25 protein-coding genes are annotated in these 26,182 nt (G+C 59.6%); 15 read left to right on the forward strand and 10 right to left on the reverse strand.

Annotation, left to right across the window (positions count from 1 at the left end):
• Window positions 1-14 precede the first annotated feature (14 nt).
• On the reverse strand, window positions 15-1,223 hold the full coding sequence (locus tag OMR58_RS07010) for an aspartate transaminase (RefSeq protein ID WP_105591458.1): 1,209 nt from the start codon (window positions 1,221-1,223) through the stop codon (window positions 15-17).
• Window positions 1,224-1,551: 328 nt separating this feature from the next.
• On the opposite strand from OMR58_RS07010, the gene nac reads away from it, so the two are divergent.
• From nac to OMR58_RS07060, 10 genes are all read left to right on the forward strand, one after another.
• Window positions 1,552-2,475 carry a nitrogen assimilation transcriptional regulator NAC gene (nac, locus tag OMR58_RS07015; protein ID WP_264545653.1) on the forward strand — a complete coding sequence of 308 codons (924 nt, stop codon included), beginning with the start codon at window positions 1,552-1,554 and terminating at the stop codon, window positions 2,473-2,475.
• Window positions 2,476-2,656: 181 nt separating this feature from the next.
• A complete protein-coding gene (gene pxpB, locus OMR58_RS07020) occupies window positions 2,657-3,328 on the forward strand; it encodes a 5-oxoprolinase subunit PxpB (protein WP_264545547.1) in 672 nt (223 codons plus the stop codon).
• Window positions 3,325-4,293, forward strand: coding sequence for a biotin-dependent carboxyltransferase family protein (locus OMR58_RS07025; protein ID WP_264545548.1), 969 nt, complete (start codon window positions 3,325-3,327; stop codon window positions 4,291-4,293). The genes pxpB and OMR58_RS07025 overlap by 4 nt, the downstream gene beginning before the upstream one ends.
• Before the next feature lie 15 nt (window positions 4,294-4,308).
• On the forward strand, window positions 4,309-4,863 hold the full coding sequence (locus OMR58_RS07030; protein ID WP_264545549.1) for an acetyl-CoA carboxylase biotin carboxyl carrier protein: 555 nt from the start codon (window positions 4,309-4,311) through the stop codon (window positions 4,861-4,863).
• Window positions 4,860-5,633 carry a LamB/YcsF family protein gene (locus tag OMR58_RS07035; RefSeq protein ID WP_200546039.1) on the forward strand — a complete coding sequence of 258 codons (774 nt, stop codon included), beginning with the start codon at window positions 4,860-4,862 and terminating at the stop codon, window positions 5,631-5,633. Before OMR58_RS07030 ends, OMR58_RS07035 begins: the two co-directional genes overlap by 4 nt.
• Before the next feature lie 130 nt (window positions 5,634-5,763).
• The gene (locus OMR58_RS07040) at window positions 5,764-6,516 is read left to right on the forward strand and encodes an SDR family oxidoreductase (protein WP_105591464.1); all 753 of its coding nucleotides are present in this window, start codon (window positions 5,764-5,766) and stop codon (window positions 6,514-6,516) included.
• Between the two features lie 26 nt (window positions 6,517-6,542).
• A complete protein-coding gene (locus OMR58_RS07045; protein ID WP_105591465.1) occupies window positions 6,543-7,244 on the forward strand; it encodes an amino acid ABC transporter permease in 702 nt (233 codons plus the stop codon).
• Window positions 7,245-7,249: 5 nt separating this feature from the next.
• Entirely contained in the window at window positions 7,250-8,008 is a 759-nt protein-coding gene (locus OMR58_RS07050) for an amino acid ABC transporter permease (protein WP_105591466.1), read from the forward strand.
• A gap of 3 nt (window positions 8,009-8,011) precedes the next feature.
• On the forward strand, window positions 8,012-8,749 hold the full coding sequence (locus OMR58_RS07055) for an amino acid ABC transporter ATP-binding protein (RefSeq protein ID WP_105591467.1): 738 nt from the start codon (window positions 8,012-8,014) through the stop codon (window positions 8,747-8,749).
• 22 nt (window positions 8,750-8,771) lie between these two features.
• The gene (locus OMR58_RS07060; protein WP_264545550.1) at window positions 8,772-9,614 is read left to right on the forward strand and encodes a transporter substrate-binding domain-containing protein; all 843 of its coding nucleotides are present in this window, start codon (window positions 8,772-8,774) and stop codon (window positions 9,612-9,614) included.
• 115 nt (window positions 9,615-9,729) lie between these two features.
• On the opposite strand, the gene OMR58_RS07065 is transcribed toward OMR58_RS07060, so the two are convergent.
• The 4 genes from OMR58_RS07065 to OMR58_RS07080 form a co-directional block, all read right to left on the reverse strand.
• The gene (locus tag OMR58_RS07065) at window positions 9,730-11,139 is read right to left on the reverse strand and encodes an MmgE/PrpD family protein (protein WP_264545551.1); all 1,410 of its coding nucleotides are present in this window, start codon (window positions 11,137-11,139) and stop codon (window positions 9,730-9,732) included.
• 5 nt (window positions 11,140-11,144) lie between these two features.
• Window positions 11,145-11,822, reverse strand: coding sequence for an amino acid ABC transporter permease (locus OMR58_RS07070; RefSeq protein WP_264545552.1), 678 nt, complete (start codon window positions 11,820-11,822; stop codon window positions 11,145-11,147).
• Window positions 11,822-12,544: an amino acid ABC transporter ATP-binding protein gene (locus OMR58_RS07075; protein ID WP_444861302.1), complete on the reverse strand. Its 723-nt coding sequence runs from the start codon at window positions 12,542-12,544 to the stop codon at window positions 11,822-11,824. The genes OMR58_RS07070 and OMR58_RS07075 overlap by 1 nt, the downstream gene beginning before the upstream one ends.
• Window positions 12,545-12,611: 67 nt before the next feature.
• The gene (locus OMR58_RS07080; RefSeq protein ID WP_264545554.1) at window positions 12,612-13,406 is read right to left on the reverse strand and encodes a substrate-binding periplasmic protein; all 795 of its coding nucleotides are present in this window, start codon (window positions 13,404-13,406) and stop codon (window positions 12,612-12,614) included.
• Between the two features lie 93 nt (window positions 13,407-13,499).
• Between OMR58_RS07080 and OMR58_RS07085 the strand changes: the two genes are divergently transcribed.
• Window positions 13,500-14,378, forward strand: a complete 879-nt coding sequence (locus tag OMR58_RS07085; RefSeq protein ID WP_264545555.1) for a LysR family transcriptional regulator — start codon at window positions 13,500-13,502, stop codon at window positions 14,376-14,378.
• Window positions 14,379-14,409: 31 nt separating this feature from the next.
• Here OMR58_RS07085 and OMR58_RS07090 read toward each other — a convergent pair whose 3' ends face one another.
• From OMR58_RS07090 to OMR58_RS07105, 4 genes are all read right to left on the reverse strand, one after another.
• Entirely contained in the window at window positions 14,410-15,915 is a 1,506-nt protein-coding gene (locus OMR58_RS07090) for a carbohydrate porin (RefSeq protein WP_200561096.1), read from the reverse strand.
• Between the two features lie 117 nt (window positions 15,916-16,032).
• Window positions 16,033-17,424: a PTS transporter subunit EIIC gene (locus OMR58_RS07095; protein WP_264545556.1), complete on the reverse strand. Its 1,392-nt coding sequence runs from the start codon at window positions 17,422-17,424 to the stop codon at window positions 16,033-16,035.
• The gene (locus OMR58_RS07100; RefSeq protein ID WP_264545557.1) at window positions 17,417-19,099 is read right to left on the reverse strand and encodes an alpha-glucosidase; all 1,683 of its coding nucleotides are present in this window, start codon (window positions 19,097-19,099) and stop codon (window positions 17,417-17,419) included. Before OMR58_RS07100 ends, OMR58_RS07095 begins: the two co-directional genes overlap by 8 nt.
• Before the next feature lie 48 nt (window positions 19,100-19,147).
• Window positions 19,148-20,149 carry a LacI family DNA-binding transcriptional regulator gene (locus tag OMR58_RS07105; protein WP_200561102.1) on the reverse strand — a complete coding sequence of 334 codons (1,002 nt, stop codon included), beginning with the start codon at window positions 20,147-20,149 and terminating at the stop codon, window positions 19,148-19,150.
• A 361-nt stretch (window positions 20,150-20,510) separates the two neighbouring features.
• Here OMR58_RS07105 and OMR58_RS07110 point away from each other — a divergent pair, with 361 nt between their 5' ends.
• The 4 genes from OMR58_RS07110 to OMR58_RS07125 all read left to right on the forward strand — a co-directional run bounded on the left by OMR58_RS07110 (window position 20,511) and on the right by OMR58_RS07125 (window position 25,388).
• The gene (locus tag OMR58_RS07110) at window positions 20,511-22,439 is read left to right on the forward strand and encodes a beta-glucoside-specific PTS transporter subunit IIABC (RefSeq protein WP_264545558.1); all 1,929 of its coding nucleotides are present in this window, start codon (window positions 20,511-20,513) and stop codon (window positions 22,437-22,439) included.
• The gene (locus OMR58_RS07115; protein ID WP_264545559.1) at window positions 22,436-23,848 is read left to right on the forward strand and encodes a glycoside hydrolase family 1 protein; all 1,413 of its coding nucleotides are present in this window, start codon (window positions 22,436-22,438) and stop codon (window positions 23,846-23,848) included. Before OMR58_RS07110 ends, OMR58_RS07115 begins: the two co-directional genes overlap by 4 nt.
• Before the next feature lie 35 nt (window positions 23,849-23,883).
• Window positions 23,884-24,747: a PRD domain-containing protein gene (locus OMR58_RS07120; protein WP_264545560.1), complete on the forward strand. Its 864-nt coding sequence runs from the start codon at window positions 23,884-23,886 to the stop codon at window positions 24,745-24,747.
• A gap of 155 nt (window positions 24,748-24,902) precedes the next feature.
• On the forward strand, window positions 24,903-25,388 hold the full coding sequence (locus tag OMR58_RS07125) for a hypothetical protein (RefSeq protein WP_264545561.1): 486 nt from the start codon (window positions 24,903-24,905) through the stop codon (window positions 25,386-25,388).
• Between the two features lie 21 nt (window positions 25,389-25,409).
• Here the strand turns inward: OMR58_RS07125 and OMR58_RS07130 are convergent, their stop codons facing one another.
• A complete protein-coding gene (locus OMR58_RS07130) occupies window positions 25,410-26,171 on the reverse strand; it encodes a FadR/GntR family transcriptional regulator (protein ID WP_264545562.1) in 762 nt (253 codons plus the stop codon).
• Between the last annotated feature and the right edge of the window lie 11 nt (window positions 26,172-26,182).

A 26,182-nucleotide genomic window follows, 5' to 3' on the forward strand; every position in this document is an offset into this window, starting at 1 on the left:
GATCTCCTGATCGATTATTTCAGCTGGCTGACGGCGTTGGCAATCTGGGCGGCCCCGGCCTGAAGCGTGGCAAGGTCTGTGGCAATAGAAAGGCGGAAGTAGGGCGAAAGTCCGTAGGCGGCACCGGCGACGACCGCCACGCCCGCGCTCTCCAGCAGCCACAGCACCACCTCGCTGTCGTTTTTCAGCACCTGGCCCTGCGCGGTGGTTTTACCCAGCAGCCCGCCGCAGTTGACGTATAGGTAGAACGCCCCTTCCGGCACGCGGCAGCTCAGGCCCGGCACGGCATTCAGGCGGGCGGCGATGTCGTCGCGGCGCTGGCGATACACTTCGCGGCTGTGGGTAATAAAGCCGGTGCCGCTGTTCAGCGCGGCTAAGGCGGCGGCCTGGCTGACCGAGCTGGCATTGCTGGTGGACTGCGATTGCAGCGTGCCCATCGCGGTAATCAGCACTTTTGGCCCGGTGGCATAGCCGATGCGCCAGCCGGTCATCGCATAGGTTTTCGACACGCCATTTACCACCAGCGTACGGTCGGCCAGGCGCGGCTCCACCTCCAGCAGATGCACGTTCGGGCTGTCGTCGTAGCGCAGATGCTCGTAAATATCGTCGGTCATAATCGCCAGATGCGGATAGTCCAGCAGCACATCCGCCAGCGCGCGCAGCTCGGCGCGGCTGTAGCTGGCACCGCTTGGATTGGACGGCGAATTGAGGATCAGCCAGCGGCAGCGGCTGGTAATCGATGCCCGCAGCTGCTCGGCGGTCAGGCGGAAACCAGCCTCTTCCTGGCAGGTAATCACCACCGGACGACCGTCGCAGGCCAGCACCATATCCGGGTAGGAAACCCAGTACGGCGCGGGGATCAGCACCTCGTCGCCGACTTCCAGCGTGGCGGCCAGCGCGTTGAAGATCGCGCTCTTCGCGCCGTTGGTGACGATAATGTCTTCCGGCTTCACCGTCAGATGATTCTCGCGCAGGAACTTGGCGGCAATGGCCTCGCGCAGCGCGGGGGTGCCGTTGTTCTGCGTGTAGCGGGTTTCGCCGTTGCGGATTGCGGCGCAGGCCGCCTCGCAGATTTCCGGCGGGGTGGCGAAATCAGGTTCACCGACCACCAGGTTAATGATGGCTTTACCTTCACGCTTCAGGGCGTTGGCGCGATCGGACGCGCTGCTGCTGGGAGAAGGTTTAATACGCGTAACGCGGGCGGCAATGCGGATAGCACTCATGATCACTCCAGTCTGTTCCGGGATGTCTCTACGTTACGAATAAGCGACGGGCGACGGCTAAGAGGAGTTTGTTCTGATTCAAGAGCAAAAGCTTATGGATGGGGCCCAACGATAAGTAAAACTCCCCGCAATGGTGCAGAACGCTGCTGAAAGCAAACGCTTGATAAATGGATGGATAGCGAAATAACACGATCTATCTCACTGTTTTACATATTAACTTTTTGGCTGTCCGGCTTTGCGGGGCAGTTAACACTCAGGCTGGTCCGGATCTTGCTACACTTCCGTTCACTTTTTCTTAACATTCTGTCCGGTGACGAGAGGTATGACTATGAATCTCAGGCGGCTTCGCTACTTCATCAAAATTGTCGACGTCGGCAGTTTGACCCAGGCGGCCGATATTCTGCATATCGCCCAGCCGGCCCTCAGCCAGCAGCTGGCTTCGCTGGAAAGCGAGGTCAAACAGCAGCTGCTGATCCGCACCAAGCGTGGCGTTACGCCGACCGAAGCGGGCAGCATTCTTTATGCCCACGCCCAGGCGATACTGCGCCAGTGCGAGCAGGCACAAAGCGCCATCGATGCCGCGGGCCTGGCGCTGAGCGGACAGGTGTCCGTCGGGCTGGCACCGGGTACTGCCGCCTCACTGCTGGCGCTGCCGCTGATGGAGGAGGTGCGTAAGCAGCATCCCGGCATCCTGCTCTACTTCAACGAGAGCTTTGGCACCACCCTCAGCGAGCTGATTATGAGCGGGCGCATGGATATGGCGGTGCTGTACGGCAACCGTCAGATCCACGGACTGGCCTTTATTCCGCTGATGAAAGAGGATCTCTATCTGGTCACGCCGCAGAGCGAAATCAGCTTCGGTAAAACCGTCACCCTGAAGCAGATCGCCCATCTTGAGCTGTTCCTGCCGCGCCCGTACAACATCATGCGCAAGCTGGTGGACGAAGCCTTCGTGCAGAAAAACCTCTCTTATAAGGTGAAGTGCGAAATCGAATCGGCCACCACCCTGGCGCAGGCGCTGGAGGGCAATCTTGGCGCGACCATTCTGCCGGAGTCCATCGCCCGCAATATGGTGAAACAGTCCCGTGCGCGGATGTCGAAAATCGTTGAGCCGGGCATTCAGGCACCGCTGTCGTTCTGCACCTCCGATCATCTGCCGCTGTCCCAGCCTGCCGAAGCGGTGAAGAAAATCCTGCTGTCGCTGATGGCCGAACGCACCCACGACAACCGGCCGCTGACCCTGGTCAGCTGACATCACATCGCGGCCACCAGCCTGTTTCGACGGGTGGCCGCAGTCATCACGCCGCCGTTTTTCAGTAATAAGTCTGCCTTATCCCCCTAAAGCGAAACCCTCTTACAGACCGCCTGAAACGGCGGGATACAGTGTGGCTATCGCATTTTTCCGTTAGCGGATATGAAGTTGAGGATGAGGAATGGACCCAGCACGTCAGTTACAGGCTCCGCAAATCAGCTGGCTCGGCACCCACGCGGTGCTGTTTGAAGCCCCCGGTGAGATCACCCTGGAAAACCAGCAGCGCATCTGGGCGCTGGCCGATTACGCCAGCGGGCTGGCCGCCATTCGCGGTGTGGTGCCGGGCATGAACAACCTGATGATGGTGTTTGGCCCGCAGATGAGCGGTGGCGAACAGTTGTTCGATCGTCTGCGCCAGCAGTGGCAGCGCGGCGAAAGTAAAACCTTCTCCGGCCAGGTGATTGAGCTGGATGTGACCTACGGCGGCGAGCCTGGGCCGCATATCTGCGACGTGGCCGAGCACACCGGCATGACCATTCAGGAGATCGTGCAGCGTCACACTGAACCACTCTACCCGGTGTATGCCCTCGGCAGCCATCCGGGCTACTGCTACCTCGGTAATATGGACCCGCAGCTGGCGACGCCGCGCCGCGCCAGCCCGGTGCAGAGTATTCCCGGCGGTTCGGTCTCCATCGGCGGCGTACAGACCGGCGTTTCTGCTTCTCCCGGCCCCAGCGGCTGGAACACCATCGGCCGCACCGATTTCGTTTTCTTTGATGCCCACGCCACACCGCCGGTGCGGCTCCAGCCCGGCGACAGCATTCGCTTCCGGGTAAGCAGGGTACTGGCATGATCGTTATTGAACGCACTACCGCGCTGTCCAGCGTGCAGGACGAAGGCCGCTTCGGCGCGCTGCACTACGGTGTGGGAACCGCAGGCGTGATGGACCCGCTGGCGCTGCGGCTGGGTAACGCACTGCTCGGCAACCAGCCGGACGATGCGGTGATTGAGATCCCGCTGTTCCCGTTCCGCCTGCGTTTTACCCGCGACTGCGCCTTTGCCATCAGCGGCGGCGACAGCCCGGCGATGCTCGGCGATCGGCGCATTCCGGCCTGGTGGGTGGCGCAGGCGAGAGAGGGCGAAGTGCTGATCCTGCACGCATCTCGCTTCTCGGCGCGCAGCTATCTGCATTTGCCCGGCGGCGTTGACGTGCCGCAGGTGCTGGGGTCGCGCAGCACCCAGCTCAGGGGTGAGTTTGGCGGCTTCCGCGGTCGTGGATTACAGCAGGGCGACAGCCTGAGCGCCGCCCGCGATGTGTATCGGGGCGCGGTGGACTTCGGCATTGCCTCGCCGCGCCTGAGCCTGTGCGACAGCCCCGACGGCGTGCCGCAGATCCGCGTGCTGCCCGCGGCGGAGTACGGCGCGTTTACCGCCGAGTCGGTGGCGCGTTTCTGGCAGCAGCAGTGGCGCGTTTCACCGCAGAGCAACCGCTACGGCTACCGGCTGGACGGCGAAGGGCTGGTGGCGAAAGCGCCGCTGGAGATGCGATCGCACGGCATTATTCCCGGGGTGATCCAGGTGACCCACAGCGGCCAGCCGATTATCCAGATGCGCGACGCCCAGCCGAGCGGCGGCTACCCGAAGCTCGGCACGGTGATCGACGCCGATATGTGGCTGCTGGGCCAGGTGCCGGTGGGCAGCAACGTCCAGTTTGTTGAGGTGAGCTGGACGCAGGCCGACGAGGCGGAACGTGACCAGCAGCGGTGGCTGGCGGGGATCTGCCAGCGTATTGACGACTACCGCCGCTGCCCGCTTTAACCGCAAGGAGAGAAGATGCCGACCATTCGTGAACTACAGGCCATTACCCGCCGTCTGCGGCGCAGTGGCATAGACAGCATTGAGATTAAAGGCGACGGCTACAGCGTGCGCATCCGCTGCGGCGCTGAAGAAGCATCGTGTCGCGGTGCGTATTCCGGCAGCGGGGCGATCCCCGAGGGGCTGGCGGCCTGTCCCGCACCAGCCGGATATGCCGCATCCGTCGGCGATCCCGCTTCTCCCGCCCCGGCTGATGCCGCACTCGCATTCCATACAGCGCCGTTAGCTGTGGCTGCTTATCCGGCATCTCCACCGCCCAATATCGTTGAGCTGGGCGCGCCGATGCCGGGTCGCATCTGGCTGCAGGACCCGCTAACCGGCAAGAACATTGCCGCCGACGGGCGCACGGTGAAAACCGGCGATCTGCTGGCGCTGGTGCAGGCCGGGCCGATCTGCCTGCCGCTGCGGGCCGGGGCCGACGGACAGCTGGATGAGTATACGGTCGCCCAGGGCGATCGGGTGGAGTACGGCCAGACGGTGGCCCGCATGGTTAAAACGGAGGCAGAGCAATGAGAAGCATCGATTTAAACGCCGACCTTGGCGAAGGCTTTGGCGACTGGCGCATCGGCGATGACGCCGGGCTGATGGCGCTGATCAGCTCCGCCAACGTTGCCTGCGGCTTTCACGCCGGGGATGCGTCGATTATGGCCAGCAGCGTGGCGCTGGCAAAACGGTACGGCGTGGATCTCGGGGCGCACGTCGGCTTCCCCGATTTAGCGGGATTTGGCCGACGGCGCATGCAAATCGACACGCAAACCCTGGCGCACTACGTCACCTATCAGCTCGGTGCGCTGGCCGCTTTTGCCCGCGTGGCGGACTACCCGCTGAGCCACATGAGCTTCCACGGTGCGCTGGGCAATATGGCTGCCGAAGACGAGTCGCTGGCGAGGCCGCTGCTGGCGGCGGTGAAGGCGTTTGATCCGAATCTGATTATCAGCACCACCGCCGCCAATGCGGTGGAGCGCTGCGCCCGCGAGCTGGGGCTGCGCGTGGCCTGCACGTTTCTGGCCGACCGCGCCTATCAGGCCAACGGTCTGCTGGTGCCGCGCGGCACGCCGGGGGCGGTGATCCACGACCCGCAGCAGGTCAGCCAGCGGGTGATCGATCTGCTGAAATCCGGCTGCGTCACGGCGATTGACGGCACGCGGCTGCCGATGGCGGTGTCCTCGATTTTAATGCACGGCGACACGCCAGGCGCGCTGGCGCTGATTGAACAACTGCGGGCTGATATTACGGCTCAGGGCGGAGAAATTCGCCCGATATCGAAACATTTCATTGAATAAACAGAGAGATAACTTAGATTATCTGGCTCTATAAGATCGGCTTATTGCCACAAAGACTTTACCTCTTACCCCTCGGCGCGGTGAGGGGATACAGTCAAAGACAGAGCAAAAATAACAACAGGAGAAGTCAATGCCATTTTCAGATTATAAAACCGCACTGGTGACCGGCGCTTCCGCCGGAATGGGTGAAGCCATCGTTGAGCGTCTGTGCCAGGAGGGCATCGTGGTTCACGCGGTGGCCCGCCGTCATAACGAACTGGAACAGCTGGCGGCGAGAACCGGCTGTATTCCTCACGCCATCGACGTTTCCGACGTGCAGGCGCTGAATGACCTGTGCCGCGACCTGCAGATCGACATTCTGGTGAACAACGCCGGGGTGTCCCATCCGGGCTCGATTCTGCAATCGCAGGAGTCGCAGATTGAAACCCAGGTCGACGTTAACCTGCGTGCGGTACTGCACCTCTGCCGTCTGCTGGTGCCGGGCATGGTCGAGCGCGATCGCGGCCACGTGATTAACATCACCTCCATCGCCGCCATCTACAACTTCGGCGGCAACTCGATTTATCACGCCACCAAAGCGGGGGTGCACGCGCTCTCACGCCAGCTGCGCGTGGACTGCTATGGCAAACGTGTGCGTATCACCGAGATCTGTCCGGGCCGTGTCGCCACCGATATCTTCGGCAATGTGACCGGGGATAAAGAAGCTGCACGCCGCGAATTTATCGACGGCTTCGAGCTGCCGACGGCGAAGGACATTGCTGATACCGTGGCGTTCGCCATCTCTGCGCCAGTGGCGGTGAATATCGGCAACATCGAAATCACCCCGACGCTACAGGTTCCGGGCGGTCTGTCCACCATGCGCCCCGGTGATGTTGCGCGTTAATCTGAACTGAGTGAGGGCGATCGACGATGAACGGTTCACTTGATTTTAGCGTCATTCTGCACGGCCAGTACGGACAGATGATCGTCGATGGCGTCGCGTTAACGCTGAAGCTGGCGGTGGGTTCCTGGCTGCTGGCGATGATCCTGGCGATGGTGCTGGTGGTGATCCGGCTGACTCCGCTGAAGCCGCTGCAGTGGCTGGTGGCGGCTTACGTCTCCTGGCATCGCAATGTGCCCACGCTGATCCAGCTGATGATCTGGTATTTCGCGGTGCCGACGCTGCTGCCGGAGTCCGCGCAGATCTGGCTGAACGACTACAACGCGGAGTTTCTGTTCTCGATGGTGGCGCTGGGGCTGTGCCAGGCCGCTTACTTCTCGGAAGATATTCGCAGCGGCCTGCGCGCCACGCCGGATGGCCAGCGCGAGGCGGCACGGGCGCTCGGCATGGGCTACGTGCAGTCGATGCGGCTGATTATCCTGCCGCAGGGCATCCGTAATGCGCTCCCTGCGTTGATTAACCACACGGTGCTGCTGTTTAAAAATACCAGCCTGGCAATGGTGATCGGCGTGGCGGATCTCACCTACGTCACCCGCGAGATCGAAAACTACACCTTCCGCACCTTTGAAGCTTATCTGGTTTCGACGCTCTGTTACCTGTTCTTCTCCCTGCTGTTGATGGCCGCCGGTGCGCTGCTGGCACAGCGTTTCCACCGCGTCTACGCGAGGTAAGCTGAATGAGTGAAATGCTGACGATTTTACAGCAGAACGGCATGCTGTTCCTGATGGGCCAGTATCCCAACGGCCCGCTGGGCGGGGTGCTCTGCACGCTGCTGGTGTCACTGATGGCGATTGTGCTGGCACTGCCGCTTGGCGTGCTGCTGGGCGTGGCGCGCATCTCGCCGTATCGCATTCTGCGCTGGCCTGCCACCGCCTGGGTCTATGTACTGCGCGGCGTGCCGCTGCTGATGGTGATCTTCTGGACCTACTTCTGCGTGCCGCTGCTGCTGGGCCACACGCTGAGCGGCTTCGGCACCATGCTGGTCACGTTGGTGATCTATGAAAGCGCCTATATTGCCGAAATTGTCCGCGCCGGAATTCAGGCGCTGCCGCAGGGGCAGTACGAAGCCTCCCGCGCGCTGGGGATGAGCTACACCCGCACCTTCCGGCTGGTGATCCTGCCGCAGGCGCTCTACAACATGCTGCCGAGCCTGGTCAGCCAGCTGGTATCGATTATTAAAGACAGCACCCTCGGCTACGTGATCAACGTACCGGAGCTGACCTTTGCCGCCAATCAGGTGAATAACCAGCTGCTGACCAAGCCGTTTCAGGTGTTCGCGATTGTGGCTATCAGCTACTACATCATCTGCTTCAGCCTGACGTGGCTGGCCGGTTATCTGGAGCGGCGCATCGCTGCCAAAAGACGCGGCCCCGCCGTCAGCACGGCACCACAGCGCGCCGCGCTGCTGGTCAACAAACCCGCTATCGAGGAGTAAGGCATGAATCCGATTATTCGCTTTAACCAGGTTAATAAATGGTACGGCGCCTATCACGCGCTCGCCGACCTCAATGCGGAAGTGAACAGCGGCGAGGTGGTGGTGGTCTGCGGACCGTCCGGCTCCGGCAAGTCCACGCTGATCCGCACCGTTAACCGGCTGGAGCCGATCCAGCAGGGGCAGATCGTCTTCGACGGTCTGGATATTCACGGGGCCAGCACCCAGCAAAACCGACTGCGTGCGCGTATCGGCTTCGTCTTTCAGAGCTTTAATCTGTTTCCGCACCTGTCGGTGATCGACAACGTGATGCTCTCTCCGGTGAAGGTACTGGGCGAGCGGCGCAGCGAGGCGAAGCAGCATGCGCTGGCGCTGCTGGAGCGGGTGGGGCTGGCGCACAAGGCGAACGCCTGGCCCGCGCAGCTCTCGGGCGGTCAGCAGCAGCGCGTGGCGATTGCCCGGGCGCTGGCGATGAAGCCGCCGGTGATGCTGTTTGATGAACCGACTTCGGCGCTGGACCCGGAAATGGTTGGCGAGGTGCTCAACGTGATGCGCAGCCTGGCGAACGAGGGGATGACCATGATGTGTGTGACTCACGAAATGAACTTTGCCCGCGAGGTGGCAGACACCATCTGGTTTATGGATGAAGGAAAAATCCTGGAGAAAGCCGCGCCGGAAACCTTCTTTAACCGCCCGCAGCATCCACGCGCGCAGCGTTTCCTCACCGACCTGCGTCAGCACTGAAATCGAAACGGAGCCTGAAACCATGAGAAAAATTACTACACCGCTGCTGTCACTCTGTCTGCCGTTAATGCTCAGTGCCGCACTGCCCGCCAGTGCCGATACCCTTGCTGATATCAGCAGCCGCGGCCAGCTGAACTGTGGCGTGTATGCTGATGTGCCGCCGTTCTCCTCGTCGGATGTCAAAACCCGCCAGCTGGCCGGGATGGATGTTGACCTGTGCAACGCGCTGGCGCAGCAGCTGGGGGTAAAAGTCAACCTGATGCCGGTATCGGTGGAGGCACGTATTGCGGTGCTGACCACCGGTCGGGTTGACGTGCTGATTGCCAACCTCGCCTACACCAAAAGCCGCGCCGCACAGATCCAGTTCAGCGATCCGTACTACATCGCCAAAGAAGTGCTGGTGGTGAAGGAAGCCAACGCGGCGAAAACCCGCGCCGATTTCAAAGGCAAACGCCTCAGCTCCACCAAAGGCTCCACCTCCGAGCAGTCGATCCGCCTGGCGCAGGCGAAGCCGGTCACTTTCCAGGATACCGCTTCGGCGTATCTGGCTTTGCAGCAGAATAAATCGGTAGGCTTTGTCACTAACGGCATGACCGCCACCCAGCTGGTTAACCGCGCCAAAGCCGACGGCGTTAATCTGGCGATCCTGAAAGAGCCGATGGCGCTGGAGCCGGTGGCGGTAGGGATGCAGAAGGGCGACGAGGCGCTGCTGGCTAAAGTGAACGACAGCCTGGCGAAGATGGAGCAGAGCGGCGAAATCGATACCATCTGGAACCGCTGGCTGGGGCCGGACACCGAATACAAAATGGTGCGTGAGGATAAGGTGCAGCCGCTCAGCCAGCTGAAGTTTGAGGCGCTGGAGTAAAGTATTTATTTGCACTTCTGTCTGCCGCGCGGAGTAAAGTTTACATCTGTCCGGCGGCCTGAAGTTCTGGGACAACGCGCACCTTTCCCCTCAGTGCTAAGCAAAGGATGACGTTTTATCTCTGCCCCCCGGCCAGCTGGCGGGCAGAATCAAAACGGGTCGCGGACAGTGCCGCTACGTCGGTCAGCACCTCAATCAGCGCGGTCGACGGCGGCAGATGACCGGCGATATTCCGCCGTGCCTTGGCGATAATCTCCGCCTCGTCCAGCGGGCGATCGGCACTGCCGAGCGGCGTATAGCGCTCCTGCTGTACGCTGGCCCCGCCGCGATGATGCACGATCACCCGTGCCCCCGGCTGCCGCGCCGGGCCGCACATCCGCCCGGTAAATTCCTCATCGATCTGCGCCGTCACCTTCGCCACTAGTGCCGACATCTGCGCCGATCCGCGCGTCTGCGGGCTGTACCACTCTGCGCCCGGCGGCAGGCGCAGCGCAACGGCGGCCAGCGTCCACGGCAGGCTGAACTGGGCGTCGGTGGCGTTGCGCGGTGTGCGGTCCATCATATCGTCAACCAGCCGGGGGAAGGTCTGCACCTCGATGCGTTCAATCTCCCCGGCCTGCCAACCGGTCTGCGCCATCACGTCGTCCATACTTTCCAGCGCGCAGGCCAGCCAGCGGCAGGCGGGATAGCGCTTGAAGCTGCCGTATCCGGCATACCAGTGCTTGCCTAATTCCGTGGTCAGCACCTCCGGTCGGAAGCAGTCCGAGCCGATCATCCGCCAGAACCCTTGCTCACCGTCCAGTACATCCCGGCTGCCGGTGATGCAGCAGTGGGCCATAATCGCCGCCTGCACGCCCGCCTGCGCCGCCGGGGCCACCGCGTCCTTCAGCGCCAGCAGCGGGCGCTGCTGCCAGTTGTATTTATGCAGGCTGGGCAGCGGCGTCAGCGCCGCCGCCAGTCCGACGGCATGATGCAGCCGCTCCGCGTCCAGATCCAGCAGCAGTCCGGCGACCAGCGCCGCGCCAATCGACTGATGCTGCGCCACGCCGTACACCTGATTAAAGCGCGCCACCGACGGCTGGATCGCCTGAATCAGCCGGTTGTTAACCTCAAAGCCGACGGTCAGGGCGGTAATCAGCTCCGCCCCGGCGATCGGTGATTCGCGCAGATCCAGCGCCGCCAGCGCCGCCGCCACCAGCGTTGCGCCGGGGTGGCCCAGCCCTTTGCCGTCGATCTCCACGCCGTCGTCGTGATCCAGGCCGTTAATCAGGCTGGCGTTAGCGAAAGCGGCGGCCAGCGGGCTGAAGCCGTCGGCCTGGCCGAACACAAAGCTGCCGCCGCTGCCGCCGGAAAGTTTTGCGGCGGCGAGGATTGGCTGCATCACCGGGCTGTCGCAGGCCGCCCAGCCGCAGGCGAGGGCGTCAAGCAGATGCAGGCTGACTTTATGCTGGATGGATTCAGGGATGTCCTGAGCGCGAAGCGCGGTGGCAAAGGCCACCAGCTCGCCGGTTACGGAAGTTGTCATAGCGATTAACGTTTAAAATAGCGGGTACGGATCTTTCTCTCGGCGTAGCTTGCCAGCAGGGAAAGGGGAAGAATGGTCACCACGAAAAACAGGGCGACAAAGGTCAGCGTTTCCAGCGGGCGGAAGGTGGCGGTACTGAGCCGCTGCCCCTGATAGAGCAGTTCGCCGGTGGCGATATAGCTGGCCAGCACCGAGTTCTTAATCGACATTACGCACTGGCTGACAAACGCGGGCAGTATGCGTAAAAACGCCACCGGTCCGGTCACGCGCAGCAGCACCTTCAGCGGCGTCATGCCCACCGACAGCCCGGCTTCCACCAGTCCGTGATCGACCGACTGTAAGCCGGAGCGAAAAATCTCGGCAAAAAACACGCTACCGTACAGTGCTATCGCCAGCACGCAGGTCCAGTAGGAGGAGAAGGTCAGGCTAAACAGGATCGGCAGGCAGTAATAGGCCCAGACGATCAGCACCAGCGGCGGCACGGAGCGCACCACTTCAATTAACCCCTGAGCGGGGAAGCGCACCAGACGGCTGGAGGCACCGCGCAGCGGAGCGAGGATCATGCCGCCGATAATGCTCAGCGTGACCGATGCCGCAACGATTTTGCCGGTCATCAGCATGCCGTCCAGCAGAATGGCGTGATATTGCAGCAGGACGGAGAAATCCCAGTGATAAACCGGCATCAGAGAATGTCCTCCGCAGACACCCCGGAAAGGGTCATAAAATTACGGATCTGCGTATGGCTGTCGTCCGCCCAGATCTGCTGCGGCGTGGCTTCGTCGACCAGCCTGCCGCCGTCCAGCAGCAAGAGTCGGCTGCACACCTGTAGCGCGAAACGCATTTCGTGGGTCACCACAATCAGCGTGGTGCCGCTTTTAGCCAGTTCGGCAATCACCGCCAGCACTTCGCCAACGGTTTCCGGGTCCAGCGCCGAGGTCGGTTCATCAAACAGAATCACCTCCGGCTCCATCGCCAGCGCGCGGGCGATAGATACCCGCTGCTGCTGCCCGCCGGAAAGCTGCACCGGGAAGCTGTGGGCCTTATCGGCCAGCCCTATCCGTTCCAACAGCTGCATGGCGCGGGCGCTGGCCTGCTGCTTTGGCTGCTTCAGCACCTGTACCGGGCCTTCAATGACGTTTTGCAGCACCGTGCGGTGCGGCCACAGATTGAAATGCTGAAAAACCATTGCCATTCTGGCGCGCTGGCGGGCGAGAACCCGGCGGCTAACCGGCCTGCGCGACGCGCCCTGAAAGCCGATCTCTTCATCCGCCAGCCGGATATGGCCGCCGTCCGGCGTTTCCAGCATATTCAGGCAGCGCAGCAGCGTGGATTTCCCCGCGCCGCTGCGGCCAATCAGCCCGATCACCTCCGAGGGGCGAACCTCGAAGGAGACATCATCGATAATGGTATTTCCGGCGAAGGACTTTTCAGCCCGTCGACCACCAGCAGCGGTGCAGAGACGTTATTACGCATTACTTCTGCGTCGCCGACAGGGTGTATTTCTTCCAGATGGCGTTCAGCGTGCCGTCTTTTTCCAGCTGTTCCAGACGGCTATCCAGCCAGGCCTTCAGCTCGGGGCGCTGCTGGCGCAGGCCGATATTGGTCGGCTGCTCTTTCACCGGCGTGGGGATAATCACCGTACCCTGATGTCGCTTGCTGACGTACTGCGCCATCTGGATATCGTTGTTCACCACCGCATCCGCACGGCCGCTCTCCATCTGCAGCAGCATATTGTCGCTGTCCGGTACGATGATCCACTGCGCTTTCGGTGCCTGCGGCTGCAACAGCGTTGCCGCCGCCGAGCCGTCAATCGCCGCCACCTTCACGTCCGGGCTGTTGATGGTGTCCCACTTTTCGAACTTTTTAGTCTCTTTTTGCAGGGTCAGAATGCCCATCTGGTGTGAACCCATTGGACGGGTAAAGTCGGCGGCCTTTGCTCTTTCCGGCGTTTTATTAAAGCCGCCTAAAATATCGAAACGGTCCGACTGCAAACCGGCCACGGCGGTGCCCCATTGCGTATCGACGTACTCGATTTTAATATCGGTGCCCTTGGTCAGCGCCTGCACCACATCGGGAACCAGTCCGACCCACTGATTGGTCAGCAGATCCTTCTGATACCACGGCGGGGCGTTGACCGCGCCTACGCGCAGCGTGTGGGAAGGCAGAATGGTGTCAATGCTGACGGCATCCGCCGCCGAAGCCTGACCGAAAAAGAACCCTGGTATCAGCAAAAACGCCGACATCAAACGTGATGTAAAAAGTTTCATTTTATACTCCTGAGTGAATATAATTATGGATTCTATAACCCGTAGTGCATATATCCCAAATGCATAATACGCATATCGTTAGCAGGTTTATTCATGACGCCGAAGCAGATGGAAGTGTTCATCCACGTGGTCCAGTCGGGTTCGGTTACCGCCGCCGCACAGCAGTTAGCCATGTCCCAGCCCTCGGTCAGTAAAAGTCTGGCCCTGACTGAACAGCAGATGGGTTTCAGCCTGTTCGACCGCTATAACGGCAAGATGCAGCCGACGCCGGAGGCCGCCCAGCTGTATGAGGAAGCGCTGCGCGTGCATCAGGATCGGGTGCGGTTCGACCGCTTCGTGGAGCATCTGCGCCGTTACCGCGTCGGGCAGCTGCGGGTGTGCGCCACCCCGGCGCTGGCGCTGAACCTGTTACCACAGGCGCTGGCCCGCTTTCGCGAGGCGTTCCCGGACTTCGGCGTGGTGGTCGATATGTGCGTCAATCATGAAATCGAACAGGCGGTAGAAGAGGGGCGCTACGATCTTGGCTTTGTGGTTAAACCGGGCCACGGCGCGCCGGACGATCCGCTGCGGGTGAGCGCAGGGGAAATGGTCTGCGTGCTGCCGGAAGGGCATCCGCTGGCGCAGCAGGCGGAAGTGAACTGGCAGGACATTGCCCCGCACGAGCTGATCTTTATCACTACCGATACCCGGCTGGTGGCGATGATTGCCGAGGTGGTGCCGGAGTTTCGCCAGCGGCAGGTGGCGGCGGTAGAAACCAACCGCTACAGCATGGCGATTAATCTGGTGAAGCACGGCGGCGGTGTGACCATCGTGGATCGCTTCTCGCTGCTGGAGATCGATACCCGGGGGCTGGCGGTGCGGCCTTTCCGCCCGTTGCTTGAGGTCTCGGTGATGGCGGCGGTCACGGCGCGTAGCCTGGGGTCGCGCCCGGCGGAGGAATTTATTGCCGCCATGAAGGGGCTGATGAACTGAACTCAGCCCCGTTAGCGTTAGCGGGTTAGCCTCAGAACCAGGTTTCCAGCTGGGTGCCGAACATCAGCGAACCGCCGCTGTGATAGCCCGCGTTGCCGAAGGTATCGGTTGAAGAGTAGTTATCCAGATTTTTGTCCCAGTTCATCCAGGTGACGAAGAAACGGATCTCCGGCCGCTCGAAGAAGTCGGTGACGTTCTGCATTTTAAAGGTCGGCGCGAAGGTCAGCTTGTAGTAGCTGCCGGACACCGGCTTATTGCCGTTAAAGCCCTTCGGATCGATATCCATATACTGATAGCTGGCCTCGTACTGTAGGGCAAAGTTCTGATTGATCTCCTGAATCAGCCGCGAGTTGAGCGTAACCCAGTCATAGTGGTCGGATTCGATGTAGCGGCTGTTGCTGCTCTGCGCCACCAGCAGCGGGGCAATGCTCAGCCTGTCGCTCAGCCGGGTCATGCCGTAGGTGGCGAACTTCACCGTCCAGGCATCGTCGATCAGATAGCCATCCGATCCTGGCCCGCGCACCTCGGCCCCCAGCCCCTTGCCGTACAGCAGCACGGTTTTGGTCGAGCCTTCGTTAAGGCCGTAGAAGCTGTCGCCGTGCCACGCCAGCATGGTGTTGAAGCCGTGCGAGGCGGCGTTATCCTGCGCCAGGCCGTCGTTGATCCGCTTGTCATTCTCCTTCGAGTACAGGCCGTTCAGCATCCACTGCCAGCCGCCGACGCGGTTGTTCAGCGAGAAGGTGTAGTTCTGGATAAAGGTATTATCGGCCCCGGTCATGTTGTTATATTCAACGTTTTCCATCGCGTCGATGTCGTTGAAGTTACGCCCGTAAACCGACAGGTTGGTTTTCACGTCGCCGAAGAAATTCACGTCGTAAATCCCCGCGCCGGTGCCGATCAGGTTCATCATGTCCGAATCCAGCCAGTGGATATCGAAGTTGTCCCGGTCCTCGCGCTTGCCCGCCCACAGCGTTGAGCCGCTGAATGCGCCGGTGAAGGTGGGCAGATCGCTCATCTCCACAAACGCCTGGCGCAGGTTCATCTGGCCGTTAAACGCGCTGTCGGTGTTATAGGTTTTGTCCCACTCGGCAATTTTCATGTAGTAGCGGAAGCTTGAATCGTTGGCGTAGTGGCGCTTGTAGTCGAAGTCGGCGGTGACGTAGGTATCAGCTTCGTTACCCAGGCGGCCCACGCTGCCGCCGGTGCTGCCCGCGGGCGTCAGTGATGGGCCGACGGTGGTGGTGGTGCCCTGTTTGCCGCTCAGAATACCGGTGCGGGCGTAGCCGCCGAATTTAATTTCGGTATCGTCATTAATAATATCGCTCTTGCTGTTTTTATTTTTTAATTCCGCGTCGCTGGCTCGTTTCTCCGCGACGGCTATTTTATTTTCAGCCTGGGTTAATTTATTTTGTGAAAGCTTGAGCTCCGCCTCTACTTTTTCCAGTCGGGCGTTAATTTCCGCCAGGGTTAATTCCGCTGCGTGCGCAGGTAAAGTACAGGCCAGGGTACAGAAAGTAAGAAGTGCTATTTTCATCATTTATACCTGTGAGTCACCCTGCTCCGAATATCAGTATTCAGGGCATAGGGGTCGCCATTAATAAGGTTTACAGCAAAGGATTACGGCAAAGGGTTTATGGCATCGGTCTGTGATTTATTATCGTTTTTTATTATCCACCCTGACCAACAGCAGCGTGCAGATAAAGGCGAAGACGGCCACGGCCACGCCAACGGTGATATAGGTAATAAACTGATAGCGGTCATACAGGTACATCAGCGGCGACAGCAGTACCGCCAACCCGTAGGAGTTCGCTTTAATCGACAGCAGGGAGAGCACCATGCCGCCCAGCGCCGAGCTGCACAGCATTACGCCAATGGCTCGCATACCGGACTGCATGACGAAACCGAACAGCGCAGGTTCCGAAACGCCCAGCAGCTGGGTCACGGTTGCCGAGATCCCGGCGGTTTTAAACGCCACGTTTTTCGACTTCAGGGAGATCGCCAGGCATACGGCGGCATTGGCGAAACCGTACATCGCGCAGACGGTAATCAGCGGGTTGAAGCCGGTACCGGCGATCAGCGAGGTCTCAATCATAATGAACATATGGTGCATGCCGGTCATCACCGCAATCGGATAGATAAAGCCAATCAGCAGGCCGCCGATACCGGCAGGCAGCGCGAGAAACTGCTGGATAGCCATCACCGCATAGTGCTCAAAGCCGTGCACCAGCGGGCCGAGCACCAGCAGCGCAATCGCCACGGCGCAAAGGATCACCAGGAACGGGGTGAAGATCAGATCCATCGAGTCAGGCATAATCCGGCGGAAAACCTTCTCCAGCTTCGCACCGATAATGCCGGTGATCAGCGCGGTCAGTATCGATCCCTGATAGCCAACCAGCGGAATAAAACCGAAGAGATAAATCGGCTGCGCGTTGCCGTAAGCCACCGAATAGGCGTTGGGCAGGGCGGGGGAAACCAGCATCAGCCCGATCAGAAAACCGATAATCGGCGTGCCGCCAAACTTCTTAAACGCCGACCAGCAGATAAACGCCGCCAGGAAAGCAAAGGCCGTATCGCACAGCACGGTCATCAAAGTGGTCACCGAAGCGGGCAGAGCGAGGGTGCTGGCACCAAACCACGCCAGCACCGTATCGTTAAACAGCACGCCCTTCAGCCCAAGGAACAGGCCCGTTGCGCCCAGCACCGGTACGATCGGCACAAATACATCCGAGAGATGGCGGATTCCCGCCTGTAGTGAGCTGCTGCCCTGGCGACTCATTTCATCCTTGCTGACTTCGCTGATATTAAACGCCTGCATAAACTCGGCGTAAACCTTATTCACAATCCCGGTGCCGAGAATAACCTGATATTGCCCCGAGTTGAAAAATACGCCTTTGACTTCATAGACGTTTCTTATTTTCTCATCGTCTATCAGGCCGCGATCTTTTATCTGTAATCGCAGGCGGGTGGCACAGTGGGTGGCGGAAATAATATTTTCCCGGCCAATGATATTCACCAGCTCAACGGCAATGTTTTTATATTTATTCATGTTGGGTTGTTCCCTTGATAAGAATACTTTGATAAGGCTTTAATGATGAACTGAGCTGCGGGTAGTTATTAACGATAATATCGCCCTCCGGTATTTTATAATCAACTGCGTGGTGACTGAGGTTAGTGACAGAAGTAAAACATTCACTCGCCGTGCGGCGCTGATAGCTGATGATTTTCGGCGAGGCGGTTTCCAGCGGGATAAAATCGCCCCAGATCAGCGCATTGGAATACGCTTTGCGCAGGCGAATCAGCTGCTGGTAGAAGGCAAACACTGAATCCGCATCCTGCTGTTGTGCGGCGGCGTTAATCAGCGCGTCCTCTGCCGACAGCGCCAGCCAGGGTTTCGCCCCCTGATTAAATCCGCTGTTCACCGAGTTGTCCCACGGGAACGGCGTACGCGAGTTGTCCCGCGAGCGGTGATTGACGAACGCCAGCGACTGCCGCTCGGAGAAGCCTTCCGCCAGCGCACGATGATAGTTATCAATGCTGGAGATATCGTCGAATTCGCTGATATCGCTGCGGCAGAAGTTGGTCATGCCCAGCTCCTGGCCCTGATAGATGTACGGCGTGCCGCGCAGGAAGAAGTACATCGCCGCCAGGCATTTCGCCCCGATATCGTTCTGGTAATCCGGGTGAACCAGTTTCGACAGCGCCCTCGGCTGGTCGTGATTCTCAATAAAGCTGGTGCCCCAGCCGCACTGCGCAAAGGCGTTCTGGCTGTCGAACAGCGCCTCGCGAAACTCGGCCACCGTCCAGTCGCGGCGACGGAACCACTCCGAGCCGTTTTCCACATCAATATCCGCCGCGTGGAAGTCAAAAATCATATCGAAGTAGCCGTTCTCGCCGATAAACTGGCCGTACTCCGCATAGGGAACGCCCGGCGCTTCGCCGACGGTAACGCAGGCATAGTTATCAAAGGTGTTTTCCTTCAGCTCGTTCAGAAACACGTCAATGCCGGGGCGGTTGCGCGCCTTGCTTTTGATCGACCCCAGCCCGTCAACGCCGTCGACCGGCACGGAGGCATAGTCGGCATCTTTCTTGATAAAAGTAATCGCATCCACGCGGAATCCGGCCACGCCTTTCTCCAGCCACCAGTTAATCATCCGGTAAATCGCCTCACGCATCTGCGGGTTTTCCCAGTTCAGATCGGGCTGCTTCTTGTGGAACACGTGCAGGTAATACGTCTCTTCCCCCGGCACTTTTTCCCACGCGCTGCCGCCGAAAATCGAGCGCCAGTTATTCGGCGGCAGGCCGTTGACCGCCGGGCGGAACAGATAATAATCGCGATAGGGGGAATCCGCATCGGCCAGCGCCTGCCGGAACCACTGATGCTCATCGCTGGTGTGATTCACCACCAGGTCGATCATGATTTTAATTCCCAGCGCGGCGGCTTTGTCGATCAGCGTATCCACATCGCGCATCTCGCCGAACTCCGGGTTCACCGCGTAGTAATCGGCGATGTCATAGCCGTTATCGGCCATCGGCGACAGATAAAACGGCGAAATCCACAGCATCGTCACGCCCAGCGACTGCAAATAGGGCAGCTTTTCGATAATCCCCGGCAGATCGCCAATCCCGTCGTTATTACTGTCCTTAAAGCTCCTCGGATAGATTTGGTAAATCACGGATTCTTTCCACCAGGCGTTATCCTGGCCTGCTTGCTGCTTTAACATGTCCACCTCTGTGATGTGGTATCGATACCACATTGTGATAAAAAAAATTTACGCCGACTTTCTGAGCACCAGTTCCGCTTTCAGATCGTCACTGTTGTAGCGGTAGGGTTTACCGGCGATAAGGGCAATCAAATATTCCACCGAGAACTGACCCAGCTTGTCCACCGGCTGGTTCACTGTGGTAATCGGCACGCTGACCATTTCGGAAACCGGCAGGTTATCGAAACCGACCACCGCGATATCCTGCGGCACCCGAATGTCATGGTTGGTCAGCCAGGTGACCAGGCCGCAGGCCACATCGTCACTGCCGGTAAACACCACGTCGGGCCGTGCGGAAGGGGGCAGCGCCGCCAGCTGTTCCGCCAGGCGGATGCCGTCTTTGTAGGTGTGCAGCCTGCGGAAAATCAGCGTGTCATCAACGGTTTTGCCCGCCGCTGCCATCGCTTTCAGGAAGCCGCGGTTACGGCGCTCGCCGTGGCCTTTTTGCAGGAAATCACCGCCGGTGCAGTAGGCGATTTTCTGGTAACCCTGTTCCAGCAGATAGCCAATCGCGCTAAACGTTGCCTCTTCATCATCCACCCGCACCACCGGCAGATCCGAACCGTCCACGCGGGTGTTGCACAGCAGAATAGGGCCGTGCTGCTGATATTTTTCCAGCACCGCTTTATCGCTCTCCACCGAGCAGAGGATCAGGCCATCAATAATCTTTTTCTTCAGCAGGTCGAGGCAGTTGGCTTCTTCCCCCACGCTGTCGTGGTTCTGCACGATCAGCACCGAATAGCCGTTTTTGCGCGCCGTCACTTCCAGCGCATCCACCAGATTGGCGAAGAAGGGGTTGGTGATCCGCGACACCAGAATGCCGATGCGGTGCGACTTCACCCCGCGCATCTGCTGGGCGGCGGTGCTTGGCTCGTAGTCCAGCGCCTTCATCGCCGCGAGGATACGCACTTTCTTATCTTCGGAGATGTAAGGGTGATTGTTCAGAAAGCGCGAGACGGTAGTGACCGACAGTCCGGCGTGCTCTGCCACATCTTTAATGGTTGCAGTCATAATGTATGAAATCGATATCAGAATGCCGCTACGCTATTTTTTAGCGGCAGCATTGTCAATCGCAACCTTCCAGAATTTGATCACAATCACATGAAAGCGGTCAGAAATTTCCAGAAGGCGGCAAAGGGGGCGGCGGCGTGGCGTGAAAGTTGCGAGCCAGATCGCATTACTGCATTCCGGGGATTGCCAGCCTGCACCGGCTCTGTTGATAATCGCCACGCAACGAGCTTTACAGGTTGCCGTGATTTTTATTAAGGCGTGTCACTGGTAAAGCAGGCAAGACCAAAATAAAAATGTTCCTCCACCGCGAGGCGCATTTTTTATTTTGGTCTTTTTTTTTGGTTTTTTTCCGGGGAAAACAGTGGATTATAAACAGCTCGCCCATCAAATCCTGTCGCTCGGCGGCGGCAAAAACAATATCAGCAGGCTCACCCACTGCGCGACGCGGCTGCGCATGGAATTCAACGATCGCGCCAAAGTTGACGCGCAGGCGATTGAAAAACTGCCGGGGGTGATCGGCGTGGTGGAAAGCGGCGGCCAGTTTCAGATTGTGGTCGGCAATCAGGTACAGCAGACTTATCGCACGCTGATGTCGGAAATCGGCACGCTGAACGCGCAGCCTGCCAGCGGAAACACGGCGGCGAAAAAAAGCGGCATATTCAGCCAGATTATCAGCGTGATCTCCACCACCTTCACTCCGGTGATCCCGGCAATTACCGGCGCGGGGATGATCAAGGCGCTGCTGGCTATTCTCAAGCTTTGCGGGTTAATCAGTGCCAGCAGCACCACCTATCAGCTGCTGGATACCATTGCCGACGCCGCGTTCTTTTTCCTGCCGGTGCTGCTGGCCTACGGCGCGGCGATTAAATTTGCCTGTAGCCCGATTCTGGCGATGACCATCGCCGGGGCGCTGCTGCACCCGAACCTGGCGCAGATGCTGGCAAAAGGCGGCGACATTACCTTTATCGGCATTGACGTGCGGCTGGCGGACTATGCCGGTTCGGTGCTGCCGATTATTTTCACCGTCTGGCTGATGTCGTGGGTGGAGCGCTTCGCGGAGAAAGTCTCGCCGTCGATGCTGGTGTTCTTTATCAAACCAATGATTGTTCTGCTGGTGACGGCACCGCTGGCGCTGGTGGTGGTAGGGCCGTTTGGCATCCTGCTTAACGATCTGGTCGCTGCGGGCGCGGCGGTGATTAACGGTAAGGCCAGCTGGCTGATCCCGATGCTGATGGGCGGTCTGCAACCTTTCCTGGTGATCACCGGCACCGCGTGGGCGATGACGCCGATTGCCACCGCCCAGCTGACCCGCCAGGGCTTTGAAACCATCAACGGTCCCGGCATGCTGGCTTCCAACATTGCGCAGGGTGCGGCGACGCTGTGCGTAGCGCTGAAAACTAAAAATAAAGATCTGAAGCAGCTGGCGTCGTCCGCCGGTTTCACTGCGCTGCTGGGGATCACCGAACCGTCGCTGTACGGCGTGACGCTGAAGCTGAAGCGCCCGCTGATTGCCGCGATGATCGGCGGCGGCTGCGCCGGAATTTATGCCGGGCTGAGCGGCGTGGTGCGCTATGCGTTTGTTTCACCGGGCCTGGCCGCACTGCCCGCGTTTATCGGCGACAATCCGATGAATATCGTCCATGCGCTGATCACCTGCGCCATCGCCATCGTGGTGACCTTTGCGCTGACCTGGTTCCTCGGCTTTGACGATCCGCAGCCGGAAGGGGGAGATGATTTATCACCTTCTGATGGTTCCCCTTCAGCCATCGCCACGCCGGTGACAAACACTGACACGCCAGCGGCTCACCCGCAGAAGTCGGAAACGCTGCGCAGCCCGCTCAGCGGCCGTATTGTGCCGCTCTCCTCGGTGCCGGACGACGTCTTCTCCCTCGGCCTGCTGGGCCAGGGCGTGGCGATTATCCCTGATCGCGGCGTGCTGCTCTCCCCGGTAACGGGGGAAGTGGTGACCTTCCTGCCGTCTAAGCACGCGGTGGGCATCAAATCAAACGAAGGGGCAGAAATTCTGATTCATATCGGTATTGATACGGTCAATCTGGCCGGTCAGTACTTCACCTCTTCGTTACAGGTTGGCGACCGCGTCAGCCCGGGTGACGAACTGGTGAGCTTCGATCTGGCGGCGATTATTGCCGCCGGTTATGACCCGATCACCCCGGTACTGGTGGTCAACAGCGAGGAGTATCGGGCGGTTGAAGCCCTTGCTGACGGCCAGATCGCCACTGGGGCCGATCTGCTGGCCCTGAACAGTCAACACGGAGAGACCACAGCATGATTTATCGTCAGACAGCACCATTTCCAGCCGATTTTTTATGGGGCGCTTCGACCTCGGCCTATCAGGTTGAGGGCGCGTGGAACGAAGACGGCAAAAGCCCGTCGGTGATTGATATGTGTCAGCACGCGGCGGAAACGGCGGATTTTACCGTAGCCAGCGATCACTATCATCGCGTGATGGAGGACGTTGCGCTGTTCGCTGAGCTGGGGCTGAAGGCCTATCGCTTCTCGATTGCGTGGACGCGCATCCTCCCCGGTGGCGTCGGGGAAGTGAATCCGGCCGGGCTGGCTTTCTATGAACGGCTGATTGATGAGCTGAACCGCCACGGCATTGAACCGATCGTCACCCTGTACCATTTCGATCTGCCGTGGTGCCTTGAGCAGCAGGGCGGCTGGAACAACCGGGCAACCATCGACGCTTTTGTGGAGTACGCGAGCACGCTGTTTACGCACTTTGGCGAAAAGGTCCGCTACTGGCTGACCATCAACGAACAGAACACCATGATCCTGCATCCGGGGGCGATTGGCCTGCCGGAGGGCGGCGTAATGCCCACGGCAAAATCGCTGTGGCAGCAGAACCACCATATGATGCTGGCCCAGGCGCGGGTGATGGCGCTCTGTCACCGCCTGCTGCCAGCGGCGAAAATCGGCCCGGCGATCAACACCACGTCGATGTATGCGGAAACCTGTAAACCGGAAGATGCCATTGCGGCGCATAACTGGGAAACCCTGCGCGGCTGGAATTTCCTCGATGTGGCGGTGCACGGCCGCTACAACTCGCTGGCCTGGCGCTACCTGCTGGACCGCGATATTGCGCCGGACGTTGCGGAAGGGGATGCGGCGATCCTGCTGCAGGGCAGGCCGGACTACGTGGCGATCAACTACTACTCCACGGCCACCATCGCCGCCAGCCGGGGCGACGCCTCGGATATCAGCGCCAGAGCCGGGGATCAGCAGATTATGTTAGGCGAACCCGGCGTGTATCGCGCGGCGGAAAATCCGTTCGTCGGCAAAACCCAATACGGCTGGGTGGTCGACCCGGTGGGGCTGCGTCTGACGCTGCGCAAAACCTGGGAGCGCTACAACCTGCCGATCCTGATCACCGAAAACGGTATCGGCGCGCCGGACGAGCTGGAAGCGGGCGAGGTGATTAACGACGACTACCGCATTGACTTTTTACGCCAGCATATTGCGCAGCTTCAGCTGGCGCTGGCGGATGGCGTTGAGGTGATCGGCTACTGTCCGTGGTCGGCGATTGATGTGGTCAGTACCCATCAGGGCTACGGCAAACGCTACGGGTTTATCTACGTTAATCGCGGCGAGCACGATCTGAAAGATCTGAAGCGCATTCGCAAGCAGAGCTTCGGCTGGTATCAGCAGGTGATTGCCAGCAACGGACAGAGCCTGTAAAACAACACGCAGCAGACAATGGCCGGGTGGCAACAATGGAAAAAAAGACGGTAGTGAAGGTACTGAATAACAGTCTGGTGTTAGCCAGTACCCCCGGCCAAGAAGATGTGATTGTGATGGGAAAAGGGCTGGGCTTTAGCAGCCGGCCCGGCGACGATCTCGATCCGCAGAAAATTGAGAAAATCTATGCAGTACAGAACAGCCAGGCCGCGCGCGATTATCTGCGGGTGATTGAGAACTCGCCGGAATACCTGCCGCCGCTGGTGCAGTCGCTGATCGACCAGGCTAACGTCGGGCTGAACGGTCGCCTCAGCGAGCAGCTGTTCTTTACCCTGATGGATCACCTCAGCTTTGCCATTGAGCGTTTTCATAAGGGCATCGCCATCCAGAATCGCCTGCTGTTTGAGGTTAAACGCTTTTATCCGCGTGAATTCGCGCTGGCGCAGCAGGCGGTCAACACGCTGAATCAGCGGTTGTCCATCACTCTGCCGGAAGAGGAGGCGGGCAATATCGCCTTCCATCTGGTGAACGGGCAAACCGACGTGCTGAATATGGAATCCACGCTGCTGTCGGTGAAGATGCTGAAAGATATCTTCAATATCATCAAATATCACTTCCGCGTGGAGATCGATCGCGACTCGCTGAACTATCAGCGCTTTCTCACCCATTTGCAGTTTTTCATCCAGCGGATGATCGAACGGCGGCAGATCGCGACGAAAGACGACTTCATCTTCGAACAGGTGCGCGGCGAGTACCCCGACCACTATCGCGCCAGTCAGCTGATCGCCGAATATGTGCTGAATCTGCTGCAGGTGACTCTGACCAGCGACGAACTGCTGTACCTGATGATCCATCTGGTGCGGGTAGTGCCACCGGCAGGTGAGCTGGCCGACGACTGACATGGTTCAACCGCATAGCCGGTTTACGATGTTTTGCCGATGCGCGATACTCAGAACTCCTTCTTTTTCAGTCCGACAGGACCGGCAGACACGAACAGGACCGCAACGTGTACTTCGAAAAACGGAACAGGATCTATCATCTCTTTATCACGGGAATGTGCCTCTGGCTGGTCTGGATGATGGCCTGCCTGTGGCTGACGCGCCGGGTCTGGCTGCGCGAAGGGGAGTATAACGGGCTGATAACCGTCTCCGTGGCCTGCATTATCGGGCTTTTTGCTGCCTGGCGGCATTTTCTCCGTGGCCCGGAGGTGGATGAAGGCAATGTGGCGCTGCTGAAAACCTTTGCCGGTGTGGCCGTCTTTGCCTTCATTACCCTGTTTAATGTGCCGGAGATGTGGGTATATCTGACCGCCAGCCGCCCGGTGCAGAGCGAAGTGGCATTTACGGTGGAGCATCCCGGCCCCGCCAGTTCGCGATTCAGCCGCTGCCCGGCGGGGATTCGTTACTTTGATGTAGACCTGCGGCGTCATATCGAATTCTGCGCCAGCGACAGTGACATTCCACCCGCGGCCCGCGCGCTGCGGGTGGAGAAGCGGCTCGGTAACCTCGGTGGGTATATTGTCAGCTACCGGTTTATCTGACTCGTCGGTTACGGGAGGCGGCTAAACGCTGTCGCTCAGAAAACGCTCCTCCAGCGTTGCCTCCAGCGCCAGCATTGACGCCTCGGCGTGCTGCATATGTGCCTGCATAATCGCTTCCACCTCTCCGGCGTCCTTGCGGCGCATCGCATCGATCAGGCGGCGCTGAAAATCAATCCCGACCCGGCGCTCCACAGGCTCCGGGCGCTGATAAATATCTTTGCATACCGCCAGGTCTTTCAGCAGCCGCTGCAAGAAGTGGCAGAGAAACGCCAGCAGGACGTTATCGGCATAGCTGGCGACCACGCCGTGAAAATCCAGCTCCGCCATGCGCTGGGCCCAGCGCTCGTCTTCATCGGCCGGAGGATGGTCGTAAACGGCAATCAGCTGATTTAATCGAGCAAAACCGGCTTCGTCGATAGCGTGGATCGCGCTGACGGCAGCAATCGGCTCCAGCGCTTTGCGCAGGGCATAGATATTGCCGATGGACAGCTCGCGGGTGAACAGATAGTTGGACAGCAGGCTCATGGCGCGGGTTTCGGTCATCGACTCGATAAACGCGCCGCCGCCCGGCCCGGTTTTGGTGCGGATCAGGCCCTGCACCTCCAGTGATTTCAGCGCTTCACGCACCGTGCCTTTACCTGCGGCGTAGTGCTGAGCCAGATCTTTTTCCTGCGGCAGCCGGTCGCCCGGCACCAGGTTATCGCGAATAATGGTTTCTTTAATCGCATCGACAATTTCGTCGGTGCGCTTGCGGCGCGGAGCGTCCTGGGTGTCCTGGGTCATCAATTATTCCT

It is taken from the genome of Erwinia sp. INIA01, assembly GCF_025947915.1.
Taxonomy (GTDB): domain Bacteria; phylum Pseudomonadota; class Gammaproteobacteria; order Enterobacterales; family Enterobacteriaceae; genus Erwinia; species Erwinia coffeiphila.

Bases quoted from the DNA above. Each gene is read 5' to 3' on its own strand.
- OMR58_RS07010 (WP_105591458.1), bottom strand. From the start codon at position 1,223: ATGAGTGCTATCCGCATTGCCGCCCGCGTTACGCGTATTAAACCTTCT.
- nac (WP_264545653.1), top strand. From the start codon at position 1,552: ATGAATCTCAGGCGGCTTCGCTACTTCATCAAAATTGTCGACGTCGGC.
- pxpB (WP_264545547.1), top strand. From the start codon at position 2,657: ATGGACCCAGCACGTCAGTTACAGGCTCCGCAAATCAGCTGGCTCGGC.
- OMR58_RS07025 (WP_264545548.1), top strand. From the start codon at position 3,325: ATGATCGTTATTGAACGCACTACCGCGCTGTCCAGCGTGCAGGACGAA.
- OMR58_RS07030 (WP_264545549.1), top strand. From the start codon at position 4,309: ATGCCGACCATTCGTGAACTACAGGCCATTACCCGCCGTCTGCGGCGC.
- OMR58_RS07035 (WP_200546039.1), top strand. From the start codon at position 4,860: ATGAGAAGCATCGATTTAAACGCCGACCTTGGCGAAGGCTTTGGCGAC.
- OMR58_RS07040 (WP_105591464.1), top strand. From the start codon at position 5,764: ATGCCATTTTCAGATTATAAAACCGCACTGGTGACCGGCGCTTCCGCC.
- OMR58_RS07045 (WP_105591465.1), top strand. From the start codon at position 6,543: ATGAACGGTTCACTTGATTTTAGCGTCATTCTGCACGGCCAGTACGGA.
- OMR58_RS07050 (WP_105591466.1), top strand. From the start codon at position 7,250: ATGAGTGAAATGCTGACGATTTTACAGCAGAACGGCATGCTGTTCCTG.
- OMR58_RS07055 (WP_105591467.1), top strand. From the start codon at position 8,012: ATGAATCCGATTATTCGCTTTAACCAGGTTAATAAATGGTACGGCGCC.
- OMR58_RS07060 (WP_264545550.1), top strand. From the start codon at position 8,772: ATGAGAAAAATTACTACACCGCTGCTGTCACTCTGTCTGCCGTTAATG.
- OMR58_RS07065 (WP_264545551.1), bottom strand. From the start codon at position 11,139: ATGACAACTTCCGTAACCGGCGAGCTGGTGGCCTTTGCCACCGCGCTT.
- OMR58_RS07070 (WP_264545552.1), bottom strand. From the start codon at position 11,822: ATGCCGGTTTATCACTGGGATTTCTCCGTCCTGCTGCAATATCACGCC.
- OMR58_RS07080 (WP_264545554.1), bottom strand. From the start codon at position 13,406: ATGAAACTTTTTACATCACGTTTGATGTCGGCGTTTTTGCTGATACCA.
- OMR58_RS07085 (WP_264545555.1), top strand. From the start codon at position 13,500: ATGACGCCGAAGCAGATGGAAGTGTTCATCCACGTGGTCCAGTCGGGT.
- OMR58_RS07090 (WP_200561096.1), bottom strand. From the start codon at position 15,915: ATGATGAAAATAGCACTTCTTACTTTCTGTACCCTGGCCTGTACTTTA.
- OMR58_RS07095 (WP_264545556.1), bottom strand. From the start codon at position 17,424: ATGAATAAATATAAAAACATTGCCGTTGAGCTGGTGAATATCATTGGC.
- OMR58_RS07100 (WP_264545557.1), bottom strand. From the start codon at position 19,099: ATGTTAAAGCAGCAAGCAGGCCAGGATAACGCCTGGTGGAAAGAATCC.
- OMR58_RS07105 (WP_200561102.1), bottom strand. From the start codon at position 20,149: ATGACTGCAACCATTAAAGATGTGGCAGAGCACGCCGGACTGTCGGTC.
- OMR58_RS07115 (WP_264545559.1), top strand. From the start codon at position 22,436: ATGATTTATCGTCAGACAGCACCATTTCCAGCCGATTTTTTATGGGGC.
- OMR58_RS07120 (WP_264545560.1), top strand. From the start codon at position 23,884: ATGGAAAAAAAGACGGTAGTGAAGGTACTGAATAACAGTCTGGTGTTA.
- OMR58_RS07125 (WP_264545561.1), top strand. From the start codon at position 24,903: ATGTGCCTCTGGCTGGTCTGGATGATGGCCTGCCTGTGGCTGACGCGC.
- OMR58_RS07130 (WP_264545562.1), bottom strand. From the start codon at position 26,171: ATGACCCAGGACACCCAGGACGCTCCGCGCCGCAAGCGCACCGACGAA.